The sequence below is a fragment of the Deinococcus koreensis genome (assembly GCF_002901445.1).
Classification (GTDB): Bacteria; Deinococcota; Deinococci; order Deinococcales; family Deinococcaceae; genus Deinococcus; species Deinococcus koreensis.
In genome coordinates, this window is record NZ_PPPD01000001.1 from 1,422,707 (window position 1) to 1,435,162 (window position 12,456).

Below are 12,456 nucleotides of genomic sequence, written 5' to 3' on the forward strand. Positions count from 1 at the left end.
TCGCTGGGGCTGGAGGAGCTCAGCTCTGCGGAGGAGACAGGAACTCGAAGACGTGCCCGTCGGGGTCGCGGGCGGCGAGGCGGCCGGATTCGTGGACGTGGGGCAGGCCCGCCGCCCCGACCAGCGCGCGCACCGCGTCCACATCGGCATAGAACTGCACCAGGGCGTGATCCCCGCCCAGCATGTCGGCCAGCCCGACCTGCGGATCCCAGGCGTAGAGCCAGCGGGCGGGGGTGCCGTTGCCGTCGGGCTGCGGCTGCGGCCCCAGGGTGAACTGGGCGAAATCACGGTCGTCCTGCTCCTTGGCGTAGGCCAGGCCGTAGGCGCGGGGCAGCCGCTCCTTCATGGCCGCGTAGTCGCCGAAGCCCAGGGCGACCTCGCGCAGCCCCAGCACCGGCAGGGCGTGGGGCGCGGGAGCGTCGGGCTGCGGCGGGGGCGGGAAGACCGGCTGGCGCGGGTCGCGGAGGTTCACGCCGCGCAGTTCCAGCCCGTGCCCGAAGGGGTCGTAGAAATACACGGTGCGGTCGGGCAATTCGGGCGTGCCCAGGTCGATCTCCTGCCAGGGCAGGCCGTGTTCGTCCAGCAGGGCCTCGCAGCGGGCCAGCTCGTCTGGGTCGATCTGGAAGGCGAAGTGCAGGTGGCTGGCGCCGCGCGGCCGCAGGGACTCCATCCACGGGTCGTTGCACTGGCGCGTCACGGGCTGCCAGAGGGTCAGCGACTGGTGGGCGTTCACGCGCAGGCGGGCCACCTTGCGGTCTTCGTCGAGGTGCAGCAGCGTCAGGCCCAGCACCTGGGTGTAGAAGCGCACGCCGCGGGGCAGATGATTGACCTCCAGCGTGAGGCCGGCCAGATCGAGGATCGGGGAGGCGGAACCGGGCGCAGGCAGCATGGCCCAGGCTAGTCCCGCCGGGAGGGTGCGGGGAGCGGGCCGGCGTTTACGCGAGCTTGGGGATCAGGCCGCCGGCTTGGGGGCGGGCCGGTGCCGGGCGCGTTTGATGGTGCCGATGCTGGCGCCGCTGCCCAGCACCGTGCGGTACAGCTCCCACCACTGCCGCGCGGTCTGCGGGTCGCGGGTCAGGAGTTCGAAGCGGTAGTAGGCGGCGCTGCCGTCGGGCAACACGAAGGTGGGCGTGCCGAAGACGCCGATTCCGGCGGCCTCGTCCAGCTCGGCGCGCAGGCCCGCTTCGTCGGCGCGGTCGTGGGCAAAGCGGACGAGGTCGAGCCCCGCCACCCCGGCGGCGTTCAGAATCCCGGCCTCGTCCAGCTCGCCGCCCCCCTCGTGGCGCCGGCGGAAGAGGGCCAGCGTGAAGGCCCAACCCGCTTCCTCGCCCTGCCGCGCCGCTGCCTGGGCGGCCAGGAAGGCGGCCAGACTGCTCTGCTGGTAGGCGTTGCCCTCGCCGGAGGGCTGCTCGTCGAGGTGCCACGTCCGCTCCCCGACGTTGTCCGGGTGGTTGCCCTCGACCAGCGAGAAGTGGCGCAGGCGAAAAGGCTCGCCCTCGCCGCGCAGGACGGCGGCCAGCTCCACGCCCCGCCAGGCGTAGGGGCACAGGAAATCCACGTAGAGATCGGTGCAGGGATCGGTCATGGCTGGAGTCTACGCAGTCTGGGCCGGGCCACTGCGGGCTTCCCTACCCTTGCGGGAGCGTATGTTGTCGCTCGGAGTTGACGCTGCGTCGCCTCCGCTTTACGCTGGCACCATGACCCTTCCCCCGCCCCTGCGCCCGAACGTCCGGGCCATGCGGGAGCGCAGCGGGCTGGGGCCGGCGCAGCTCGCGCGGCGCTCAGGGATCACCCGGCAGGCGCTGCACGCCATCGAGACCGGCGCCACGGTGCCCAGCACCCTGACGGCGCTGCGGCTGGCGCGCGAGCTGCGCTGCGCGGTCGAGGCGCTGTTCACCCTCACAGACGCCGAGGTGCAGGCCCGCGTGGTCGGATCCCTGGACGCCGGGCACGGCTCCCGCGTGGGGCTGGCGCAGGTGGGGGCCGAGCTGCTGGCCTTTCCCCTCGCGGGCGGGGCGCTGGGCGAGTCGGCCGACGGGCTGGCCGAAGTCGCCGATTCGCCCGAACCGGCCCAGGGGAATCTGGCCCGTGTGACGCTGTTCGGCGACCTGGAGGCCGCCCGCCGCACGCTGGTCGTGGCGGGCTGCGATCCGTCGCTGGGACTGCTGGCCGCGCATGTGGGCCGCGAGGCCAGCGGCCACCGGATGCGCTGGCAGCCGCAGCCCAGCCTGGAGGCGCTGCGCTCGGTGGCGCGCGGTGAGGCGCACGCGGCGGGCATCCACCTCTGGGAGGCGGGCACCGGCGTGTCGAACCTGCCCTTCGCCGAGCGCGAGTTGCCGGGGCGCGCCGCGCAGCTCTTCACCCTGTGGTCGTGGGAGCAGGGCCTGATGGTGGCGCCGGGCAATCCGCACGGAATAAGGGGCGTGGCCGACCTGCTGCGGCCAGGCCTGCGGCTGGTAAACCGCGGGGAGGGCGCCGGCAGCCGCCTGCTGCTGGACGCCTGGCTGGACACCCTGGGGCTGAGCCGCCGGGCGAGGCGCGCCCTGAGCGGCTACGGGGACGAGGCCGCCACGCCCCTGGAGGCCGCGCAGCGCGTGGCGGGCGGCGCGGCGGACGTGGCCCCCGGCCCCCGTTCGGCCGCCCAGGCCTGGGGGCTGCCCTTCATCCCGGTGCAGAGCGAGCGCTTCGATCTGGTCGTGCCGGAGGAGCACGCGGGGCACCCGGCCCTGCGCGCGCTGCTCTCGGCCGTGACCCGCCCCGCCTTCCGCGCCGAACTGCTCTCGCTGGGCGGCTACGACCCCACCCACGCCGGAGAGCGCTGGGCGACCACCCAACCGGCTCCGTCCTCCCCGTCTCCCAGGAGCGTCCCATGACCCGACTGCTGTTCCGAGCGCTGCTCCGAGGGCTGGCCCTGAGCCTGCTGCTCGCCCCACCGGCACAGGCCGCGCGCCTGACCGTCTTCGCCGCGTCCTCGCTGACCGACGCCTTCACCGAGCTGGGCAAAGCCTTCGACGCCCAGAGCGGGCACATCACCACCTTCAGCTTCGCGGGCTCGCAGGCGCTGAGGACGCAACTGGAGCAGGGCGCGCGGGCCGACGTGTACGCCAGCGCCAACGCGGCGCAGTTCGAGCCGCTGGTGCGGGCGGGGCTGCTGGACGCCGGCCAGGGCTTCGTGAAAAACCGGCTGGCTATCATCGCGCCCCGGGGCACCATGGCGGTCACCGCGCTGGGCGACCTGGGCAGACCCGGCGTGAAGCTGGTGCTGGCCGATCGCAATGTGCCCGTGGGCGACCTGGCCCGGCGGATGCTCGCGGCGGTCGGGCAGTCGGGCGCCTACGGCCCGGACTTCGCGGCGCGCAGCCTGAAGAACGTGGTCAGCGAGGAACCCAACGCGCGCCAGGTGGCCCTCAAGGTCGGGCTGGGCGAGGCCGACGCGGCGGTGGTCTACGCCACGGACGTCACCCCCGCCCTGAAGCCCCGCGTGCGCGTGATCGCGCTGCCCAGCCGCTTCAACCAGAGCGCCGTGTACCCGCTGGGCGTGTTGACAGGCGCGCGTGAGGGCGCGGCCGCGCAGGCCTTCGTGAAATTCGTCCTCTCGCCGGCCGGGCAGAAGATCCTGCGCCGCTGGGGCTTCCAGGCCCCTTGAGAGGGGACTGGGTCGAGTCCGGGTCGGGCCGTGAACACATCGGCCCGCCTCGCCATCTCTTCAGCCTGGTCTTTTTCCTGAACCCCCTCTCCTGCGGAGCTTTAGCAGCCTGCCCGGCCTCCTCTTCCACCCGGCCCGGTTCTGCATGACCGCCCGGCGCCGCGACCACCCCCCGGCCCTGCCGCTGGCGCTGAGCGCCGTGCTGGTCGCCTTCCTGCTGCTGCCCACGCTGGCGCTGCTGGGGCGCGGCCTGGGCGCCGACTTCCTGCCCACGCTGCGGGGCGAGGTCGTGCTGGACGCCCTGCGGGTCAGCCTGCTGACCACCGGCCTGACGCTGGTGCTGACGCTGGTACTCGTCACGCCGGTGGCGTGGCTGCTGGCCCGCTTCGAGTTTCCGGGCAAGGCCGTGCTGGACACCCTGCTCGACCTGCCCATCGTGCTGCCGCCGGTCGTGGCGGGGGTGGGGCTGCTGCTGACCTTCGGCCGCACGGGGCTGCTGGGGCGGCCGCTGGAACTGGCGGGCATCGAGCTGGCCTTCTCGCCGGCGGCGGTCGTGCTGGCGCAGCTGTTCACGGCCGCGCCGTTCTACCTGCGCGCCGCCAAGGCCGGCTTCGGGGCCATCGACCGCGACACCGAGGACGCCGCCCGCACCGACGGCGCCGGGCGCTGGCAGGTCTTCCGCCGGATCACCTGGCCGCTGGCCTTTCCCTTCCTGCTGGAGGGCCTGGTGCTCACCTGGGCGCGGGCGCTGGGCGAGTTCGGCGCCACCATCCTGTTCGCCGGCTCGCTGCAGGGCCAGACCCGCACGATCACCCTGGCGATCTACTCGGCCATGGAATCCGACCTGGGGCCGGCGCTGGTGCTCTCGGCGGTGATGGTCGTGGTGGCCTTCACGCTGCTGCTCCTCGTGCGGCTCGTGTCGGCGCGGCGGGTGCGCGCCTGAAGGCAGCGGCCCAGGGTCAGCGGCATTGGGTCAACGGCTCTGGGTTAGCAGCTCTGGGCCTGCCCGGCGCTCAGGTCAGCCGGCGGGCCTCCACGGCCTCGATCTCGGCGGCGGCGCCCGCCACCAGCACGGTGTCGCCAGCCTGCAGCACCTCCTCCGGACGGCCCCGCAGGGCCTGGCCCGCGCGCCAGACGGCCACCACCAGCGCGCCGGTCTCGCGGCCCAGCTCCGCCACCGTACGGCCGACCCCGGCCTCGGGCACGCTGACCTCGCGCACGGTGAAATGCTCGCTGGTCACGTCGCCGCTCAGCAGGCGGCTCAGGCGCGGGGCCAGCATCATCGCCGCGATGCGGTTGCCGCTGAGCTGATAGGGGTTGACGACCTCGTCGGCCCCGGCCCGGCGCATCTTGCGCGCCGCGCCCTCGTCGCTGGCGCGGGCGATCACGCGCAGGCCCGGGTTCAGCCCCCTGGCCGAGAGCACCACGTACAGGTTGCTGGGATCGGAGTTGATTACGCTGACCAGCGATTCGGCGCGCTCGACGCCGGCCCGGCGCAGCACGTCCTCGTCGGTGGCGTCGCCGACCAGGGTATGGAGGCCGCGCGCGGTCGCCCACTCCAGGTGCTCGGGGCGGTGGTCGATGACCACGACCTCGCGCCGGGCGCCCAGCAGTGCGCTGCAGACCGCCTCGCCGACCTGCCCGTAGCCGCAGACGATGGTGTGGTGCCTCAGGTGAATCAGGCGGCGCTCCTTGCGGCGTTGCGCGGTGACGGGATCGGTCAGGCCACGGATGACGGTTTCGGCGAGCAGGGTCAGCAGGTACAGCATCAGGCCGATGCCGACCAGCATCAGGGCGGTGCTGAACAGTTTGCCACGTTCGTTCAGGGGCTCGGGCGGGCCGTAGCCCACGGTGGTCAGCGTCATGACGGTCATGAACACGCAGTCCAGCCAGTTCCAGCCCTGGGTCAGCCGGTACCCGGCCGTGCCGAAGGCCACCAGCCCGAGCAGCAGGCCGAGCAGGGTCAGGAGCCGGCGGCGATCCATTGAGGATGAGTGTAATGGACCCTGGGCGCTGCGCCGCGGCCCGGCAGGTTCCGATGCGGGCCACGGTCTCCCGGGGCTGGCGGATCGGGTCTGGCGGATCGGGGCTGGCGAATCGGGGCTGGCCGGTCAGGGCGGGAGGACGTTCAGGCCAGGGGGGTCAGGCCGGCTCCTGCACCTTCACCGTTTCCCTCAGCTTGCGGGCGATGTACGCCTTGAGCGTCTCCACGTCGTTGGGCAGCACGTCGAAGTACCGCTCGGCCGTCTCGATGCCCGCGAAGCGCTCCGGCCGCTCCGGGGCACGCTTCACGGCTTCCTGCACGGTGTCCCCGAACTTGGCGGGCAGGGCGGTCTCCAGGCAGACCATCGGCACGCCCCGGCGCTGATGGCGCTCGCCGATCAGCACGCCGTCGGCGGTGTGCGGGTCGATCAGGCGGCCACACTGCTGGTCGATGCGGCGGATGGTCTCCAGGCGGCCCTGGTGGGTGTTGCGGCCACTGAGCAGGCCACTGGCCTTCACCTCGTCCCAGTGGGACGTGCCGCGCAGATCGACCGGGCGACCCTGGCCGACCTCGTCCCACCACGACAGGGTGTGCGTGGCGCTGCTGCCGGCGATCAGGTACAGGTAGCGCTCGAAGTTGGACGCCTTGCCGATGTCCATGCTGGGGCTGGACGTCATGGCGACCCGGTCTGCGGGCCGGACGTGATACACGCCCGTGGAGAAGAATTCGTTCAGGACGTCGTTCTCGTTGGTGGCCACGATGAGCTGGCCCACCGGCAGGCCCATCCTCTTCGCCAGAAATCCGGCGAACACGTTCCCGAAGTTGCCCGACGGCACGCTGAAGTCCGCCTCGGCGCCCGGCGGCAGTCCCAGGGCGAAGTACGCCTTGAAGTAGTACACGGCCTGCGCCAGCACGCGCGCCCAGTTGATCGAGTTCACGGCGCCGATGTCGAAACGGGCCTTGAAGTCCGCGTCGGCGTTCACCGCCTTGACGAGATCCTGGCAGTCGTCGAACACGCCCTCGACGGCGATATTGAAGATGTTCGGCTCGTTCAGCGAGTACATCTGCGCCTGCTGGAAGGCGCTCATGCGGCCCCGGGGCGAGAGCATGAACACGTTCACGCGGGCCTTGCCGAGCATGGCGTACTCGGCGGCCGAGCCGGTGTCGCCGCTGGTCGCCCCTAGGATGTTCAGCTGCTCGCCCCGCCGCTCCAGCACGTACTCGAATATCTGTCCCAGGAACTGCATCGCCACGTCCTTGAAGGCCAGCGAGGGGCCGTTCGAGAGTTCCAGAAGGTACAGCTCACCCTGGCCCGGTGACGCCGCGCCCAGGCGGGTCAGCGGGGTGATGTCCTGGCTGTGGAACACGTCCGGGTGGTACGTGGCGTGCAGCACCCGGCGCAGGTCGGCTTCCGGGATGTCGTCGATGAAGGGCCGCATGACCCGGAAGGCCAGCTCCGGGTAGCTCAGCCCCCGCAGCGCTTCGAGGGTCTGCGGGCTGAAGGCGGGAATGTGCTCGGGCATGGCCAGGCCGCCGTCCGGGGCGAGGCCCAGCAGCAGGACATCCGAGAAGCGGCCCAACTCTCCCGTGCCGCGCGTGGAAACGTACTTCATGCCAGATCCTCCCGTGCGCCGCCCGCCGCTCAGCGGACGGAGCGCTGCCAGTGCCGCCACTCTACGGGGTTCACGCCCGGCGGCGGGTGCCGTGGCTAGGGCAATCCGGCCCAGGCCAGAGGTGGAACAGGCCAGAGCTGGAACAGTTTGGAGCTGGAGCAGGCCGGACGCGGCGGGCGACCGTGTGGGCGCTGGCCCAGACGACCAACGGCCAACCCACATGACACCTGTCACCCACCCCGCCTGACACCCGGCACTGGGGCCCACCGCCCGGAGAGCGCACCATGCCCCCATGACCGCCCCCATGAACGCCATCGAGCTGACCGACACTGGCAAGACGTTTGGCAGGGTCACCGCCCTGCAGGGCCTGAACCTGAGCATCCGCGCCGGGGAACTGACCGCGCTGCTGGGCCCCAACGGCGCCGGCAAGACCACCGCGATCAGCCTGATGCTGGGCCTGGCCGCCCCCACCAGCGGCCTGGTGCGCGTGCTGGGCGCCGATCCCCGCCGGGGCGACGTGCGGGCGCGCCTGGGCTCGATGCCCCAGGAGAGCGCGGTGCCCCCCGCCCTGAGCGTGCGCGAGGCCGTGACCCTCTTCGCCCGCTTCTACCCGGCGCCGCTCGGCGTGGAGGACACGCTGCGGCTGGCCGACCTGCAGGCGGTGGCGAACCGGCGGGCGGGCGCGCTGTCCGGCGGGCAGAAACGGCGGCTGGCCTTCGCGCTGGCGGTGGTGGGCAACCCCGAGGTGCTGCTGATCGACGAGCCGACCACCGGCATGGACGCGCAGAGCCGCCTGGCCTTCTGGGACGCGGTGGCGCAGCTGCGGGCCACGGGGCGCACCATCCTGCTCACCACGCACTACCTGGAGGAAGCCGAGCGCGCCGCCGACCGGGTGGTGGTCATGAACGCCGGCCGCCTGCTGGCCGACGGCACGCCCGAGGCCCTGCGCGCGCAGGCCGGCGGCGCCCGCGTGCGCTTCACCTCCAGCCTCGTGCTGGCCGAGCTGCGGCGCCTGCCCGGAGTCGAGAGCGCCGTGCTGGACGACCACGGCCACGCCGACCTGCGCACCCGCACCCCCGAGGCCCTGCTGGGCGAACTGTTCCGCCAGGGCACGGAACTGCGCGAGCTGGAAGTCAGCCGGGCCAGCCTGGAAGACGCCTTCCTGAGCCTGACTCGCCCCCAGGAACCCCTGAGTGCACAAGGAGTGAGCGCATGACCCGGAGCCAGACCCTGACCGACCCGACCCCGCCCGCACTGGGCCTGCCGCTTCCCACCACGGCCCCCCGCCGCGCGGCCCGCCTGCCCGCCCTGGCGAGCCTGGCGCTGGCCGAACTGCGCCGGATGCTCAGGAACCCGGCCTTCACCGTGGGCACGGTCGGCTTTCCCGTGATGTTCTTCGCGCTGTTCGGCCTGAGCGCCGTGAACGAGACGACGGCGCAGGGTCTGAAGGTCGGGCCGCTGATCCTGGTGAACTTCGGGGCCTACTCGCTGCTGTCGCTCGCCATGTTCTCCTTCGGCTCGGCGGTGGCGGCCGAGCGCACCGGCGGCTGGCTGAGGCTGCTGCGCGCCTCGCCGATGCCCACCGGGCTGTACTTCGCGGGCAAGCTGATCGCTGCTCTGGCCTTCAGCGCCCTGAGCCTGAGCGTGCTGTACGCCTTCGCGCACTTCGCAGGCGGGGTGACGCTGCCGCTGGGGCTGGCGCTGCTGCTGCTGGGCAAGCTGCTGCTGGGCATGTGGCCACTGGTCTGCCTGGGCCTGTGCATCGGCTTTCTGGTCAGCCCCACGGCGGCGCAGATCACCGCGAACATCGTCGCCGTGATCATGTCCTTCGCCTCGGGCCTGTTCACGCCGCTGGACACGATGCCGGACTTCGTGCAGGGGCTGGCCCCCTTCCTGCCCGCCTACCACCTGGGCGCCATCGCGCGCGGCACGGTGGCCGAGGGGCTGGGGGCTGGACAGGTCTCCGGCGAGCCCGGGCACTGGCTGGCGCTGGCCGCCTTCGCGCTGGCCTTCGGCGCCCTGGCCGCCTGGGGCTTCCGCCGCGACGAGGCCCGCGAGGCGTGAAGGTGATTCCGATTGAAAGCCCTGAGATCAAGAGTGCAGACGCTTTCGATGGAAGGCTGGCACCGTGCCCAGGAAACGCTGTTCAAGACGACAGCCGAGTTCTCACGCCGAAGCATCCCACCCTGCATCTCTACCGAAAGCCGTCGTGCGCGAAGCGCGCGGGCAACGACGCGACACCGCAAATGACGAGTCCAAAGCCCCACGCTAACGAAACCGCCGGGCCAGGCCAATGAGAACACCGTGGCAACCACATGCCGAGCGCAGCGCTTAGCTCCCCCTGCCCTCCGGGTAGGGGGCTGGGGGGTGGGGAAGTCCGCCGCCGGCGCCCACCTCCAGCACGCCCTATCCGAAGCACACGCGTGAGACAACATTCTCATCACAAATTCAAGGCGGAAACGCGAACGCCTGCTGGCTCTACGGCATGAAGCCGCACACCGGCCCGCCCAGGCGCGATACTGGCCCCATGACCACCCAGTGGCCCGGGATGCAGTGGCTCCACCCTCCCCCGCACGTGGCCGAGCAGCCGGACGGCGCGCTGGAGGTGCAGACTGCCCCCGGCTCGGATTTCTGGCGGCACACCCAGTACGGCTTCGTGCGCGACTCCGGCCACGCCCTGCTGCGCCCCGCGCCGCGCGAGTGGACGGCCACGGTGACCGTGAGCGGCGAGTATGGGCAGCTCTACGATCAGGCGGGCCTGATGCTGCACACGGATGAGGAGCGCTGGATGAAGCTGGGCGTGGAATATGTGGGGCGCCAGCAATGGAGCGCGGTGGTGACCCGGGGCTTCTCCGACTGGAGCGTGTTGCCGGCCGACACCCACCCGGCGGTGACGTTCCGCTGCGTTCGCCGGGGCGACGCGCTGATCCTGCACGCGCGGCCCTCCCTTGCCGACCCCTGGACGCTCCTGCGGGTGGCCCCCTACCCGCCCACGCTGGACGCCCAGGTGGGGGTCATGGCGTGCAGCCCCGGCGAGGCCGGCTTCCGCGTGCGCTTCTCCGACTTCGTGCTGGGCGAGGCCGATCGCCGCCCCCTGCACGAGTTGACCCGGCCATGAGGGCGGCGGCGCTGGACTGTCTGGCCCAGCGGCGCCTGACGCTCTGGAGCCTGTTTCCGCTGCTCTGGCTGGCCTTCCTGGCCTACCCGGTGCTGGGCTTTCTCGCCGACTCCCATTCCCTGGGCGAGCATCTGCGTTTCTGGGGCGTTCTGGCAGCGTTCGTCCTGGTCTTCGCGCGGGTCTTCTGGGGCCGCCCGGATGCCCGCTGGGCGGTGGGCGGCTGGGCGCTGAGCGTGCTCGCCTACGCGCTGGTTCTGCCCCTGGCCGGCAGCACGGCCACCGCCTTCCTGATCTACGGCGGCTCGATCATCGGTTACCAGCCCCGCGTGGCGCTGGCGCTGTGGCTGGCCTTCTTCAACGTGGCCCTGATGGTCGCGCCCTTCTGGGCCGGACGCTACGGCCTGGACGACCTGCCCTGGCTGGGCCCCAACATCCTGTTCACCTTCGTGGCGGCCTACGCCAACCACGCCTCGTACCGCCGGCAGGTGGCCGACGCCCGCCTGGCACAGGTGCAGGCCGAGAAGGAGCGGCTGGCCGCCGACGCCGAACGCGAACGGATCGCCCGCGACCTGCACGACCTGCTGGGCCACACCCTGAGCGTGATCGTGCTGAAGAGTGAACTGGCGAGCAAGCTGGCCGGGCGCGATCCGGCGCGGGCCGCCCAGGAGATCCGCGAGGTCGAGCGCATCTCACGCGGCGCCCTGCAGGAGGTGCGCGCGGCGGTGCGCGGCTACCGGGGCAGCGGCCTGAACGCCGAACTCGTGCGCGCCAAAGTGGCCCTCGACGCGGCGGACGTGACCCTCCGCGCGCCTGAGACCCTGCCCGAGCTGCCCCCGGAAACCGAGCAGGCGGCGGCCATGCTGCTGCGCGAGGCCGTGACCAACGTCGTGCGCCACGCCCGCGCCCGCGAGGTGAGGGTCAGCCTGACCCGGCAGGGACGGGACTACCGGCTGGTCATCCACGACGACGGCGTGGGCGGCGTGGCCCCCGAGGGCAGCGGCCTGACCGGAATGCGCGAAGGCCATCGGTGGCAGCCTGGAGCGCTCCGGCGAGGGCGGCACCACCCTCAGCGCGACCCTGCCGGGGGGGGCGGCCGCCGGGCGGGTGGGAACGTGAGGGGGAGAGGCGGCGGGAGGCAGAAGGCCGATGGCAGATGGCCCAACAGCTGTTCAAGCCTCCTGCCGTCTGCCATCCGCCCTCTGCGCCGCCAGAGGCGGCCATGATCCGTGTCCTGCTCGCCGAGGATCAGGGGCTGGTGCTGGGGGCGCTGAGTGCGCTGCTGTCGCTGGAGGACGATCTGGAGGTGGTGGGCGGTGCCCCGGACGGTGAGGCGGCGCTGGCCCTGGCCCGCGAGCTGCGGCCCGACGTACTGGTCACCGACATCGAGATGCCGCGCCTGAGCGGGCTGGACGTGGCGGCGGCGCTGGCGCGCGAGCTGCCCCACACGCGGGTGGTGATCGTCACGACCTTCGGGCGCAGCGGCTACCTGCGCCGGGCGCTGGACGTAGGGGCGCGCGGCTACCTGCTCAAGGACGCGCCGGCCAGCGAACTCGCGGACGCCATCCGGCGGGTGCACGCGGGGGGCCGGGCCATCGACCCCACGCTGGCGGCCGAGGCCTGGGGAGACGCCGATCCCCTCACCGAGCGCGAGCGTCAGGTGCTGCGGGCGGCCGAGGGCGGGGCCAGCACCGCCGCGATCGCCAGCCGGCTGAATCTGTCGGAGGGCACCGTCCGCAACTACCTCTCCGAGGCCATCGGCAAACTGGGGGCCGAGAACCGGGTCGAGGCCGCCCGGACGGCGCGGGAGAAGGGCTGGCTGTAGCGGGGCCTGCACTCTGAGCGTTCAGTCCCGCCGCGTGAAGATCAGCAGCGCCGAGGCGCCCAGCGCCCCCACCGCCCCCTGGATCAGCGGGAGGTCGTGGCCGTGCAGGAAGGCATTGGCGGTCAGCCCCAGCCCCAGGGTGCTCAGGCCCAGGCCCAGCGCGGGCCAGGTCACGCCGCCCCGCGCGAGCTGCGCGCCCCAGCCGGCGCCGGCAAGCAGCAGCAGCCCCGCGCCGACCCAGCCCAGCGCACCATCCATGAGGAGAGGATACCG

Annotated in this window: 13 protein-coding genes; 8 read left to right on the forward strand and 5 right to left on the reverse strand. The window is 72.5% G+C overall.

Annotated features, from left to right (window positions below; genetic code table 11):
* Positions 1–19: 19 nt before the first annotated feature.
* Both CVO96_RS06765 and CVO96_RS06770 read right to left on the reverse strand, forming a co-directional pair.
* The gene (locus tag CVO96_RS06765; protein ID WP_103311561.1) at positions 20–889 is read right to left on the reverse strand and encodes a VOC family protein; all 870 of its coding nucleotides are present in this window, start codon (positions 887–889) and stop codon (positions 20–22) included.
* 63 nt (positions 890–952) lie between these two features.
* Positions 953–1,585, reverse strand: a complete 633-nt coding sequence (locus CVO96_RS06770) for a DsbA family protein (RefSeq protein WP_103311562.1) — start codon at positions 1,583–1,585, stop codon at positions 953–955.
* Positions 1,586–1,697: 112 nt separating this feature from the next.
* Here CVO96_RS06770 and CVO96_RS06775 point away from each other — a divergent pair, with 112 nt between their 5' ends.
* From CVO96_RS06775 to CVO96_RS06785, 3 genes are all read left to right on the forward strand, one after another.
* Entirely contained in the window at positions 1,698–2,873 is a 1,176-nt protein-coding gene (locus CVO96_RS06775; protein ID WP_103311563.1) for a substrate-binding domain-containing protein, read from the forward strand.
* Entirely contained in the window at positions 2,870–3,646 is a 777-nt protein-coding gene (modA, locus tag CVO96_RS06780) for a molybdate ABC transporter substrate-binding protein (protein ID WP_103311564.1), read from the forward strand. The genes CVO96_RS06775 and modA overlap by 4 nt, the downstream gene beginning before the upstream one ends.
* 145 nt (positions 3,647–3,791) lie before the next feature.
* Positions 3,792–4,589, forward strand: a complete 798-nt coding sequence (locus CVO96_RS06785) for an ABC transporter permease (RefSeq protein ID WP_103311565.1) — start codon at positions 3,792–3,794, stop codon at positions 4,587–4,589.
* Between the two features lie 70 nt (positions 4,590–4,659).
* Here CVO96_RS06785 and CVO96_RS06790 read toward each other — a convergent pair whose 3' ends face one another.
* The gene (locus CVO96_RS06790) at positions 4,660–5,631 is read right to left on the reverse strand and encodes a potassium channel family protein (RefSeq protein WP_103311566.1); all 972 of its coding nucleotides are present in this window, start codon (positions 5,629–5,631) and stop codon (positions 4,660–4,662) included.
* A gap of 157 nt (positions 5,632–5,788) precedes the next feature.
* Positions 5,789–7,243, reverse strand: coding sequence for a threonine synthase (gene thrC / locus CVO96_RS06795; protein ID WP_103311567.1), 1,455 nt, complete (start codon positions 7,241–7,243; stop codon positions 5,789–5,791).
* A 292-nt stretch (positions 7,244–7,535) separates the two neighbouring features.
* On the opposite strand from thrC, the gene CVO96_RS06800 reads away from it, so the two are divergent.
* From CVO96_RS06800 to CVO96_RS06820, 5 genes are all read left to right on the forward strand, one after another.
* Positions 7,536–8,459: an ABC transporter ATP-binding protein gene (locus CVO96_RS06800; protein ID WP_243398199.1), complete on the forward strand. Its 924-nt coding sequence runs from the start codon at positions 7,536–7,538 to the stop codon at positions 8,457–8,459.
* Positions 8,456–9,307 (forward strand): ABC transporter permease, encoded by an 852-nt coding sequence (locus CVO96_RS06805; RefSeq protein WP_103311568.1) that lies wholly within the window; start codon positions 8,456–8,458, stop codon positions 9,305–9,307. Before CVO96_RS06800 ends, CVO96_RS06805 begins: the two co-directional genes overlap by 4 nt.
* A gap of 463 nt (positions 9,308–9,770) precedes the next feature.
* Positions 9,771–10,361, forward strand: a complete 591-nt coding sequence (locus CVO96_RS06810) for a DUF1349 domain-containing protein (protein ID WP_243398200.1) — start codon at positions 9,771–9,773, stop codon at positions 10,359–10,361.
* Positions 10,358–11,584, forward strand: coding sequence for a sensor histidine kinase (locus CVO96_RS06815; RefSeq protein WP_243398201.1), 1,227 nt, complete (start codon positions 10,358–10,360; stop codon positions 11,582–11,584). The genes CVO96_RS06810 and CVO96_RS06815 overlap by 4 nt, the downstream gene beginning before the upstream one ends.
* Positions 11,581–12,183 carry a response regulator transcription factor gene (locus tag CVO96_RS06820; RefSeq protein WP_103311569.1) on the forward strand — a complete coding sequence of 201 codons (603 nt, stop codon included), beginning with the start codon at positions 11,581–11,583 and terminating at the stop codon, positions 12,181–12,183. The genes CVO96_RS06815 and CVO96_RS06820 overlap by 4 nt, the downstream gene beginning before the upstream one ends.
* A gap of 21 nt (positions 12,184–12,204) precedes the next feature.
* On the opposite strand, the gene CVO96_RS06825 is transcribed toward CVO96_RS06820, so the two are convergent.
* Entirely contained in the window at positions 12,205–12,441 is a 237-nt protein-coding gene (locus tag CVO96_RS06825) for a hypothetical protein (protein ID WP_103311570.1), read from the reverse strand.
* Positions 12,442–12,456 lie beyond the last annotated feature (15 nt).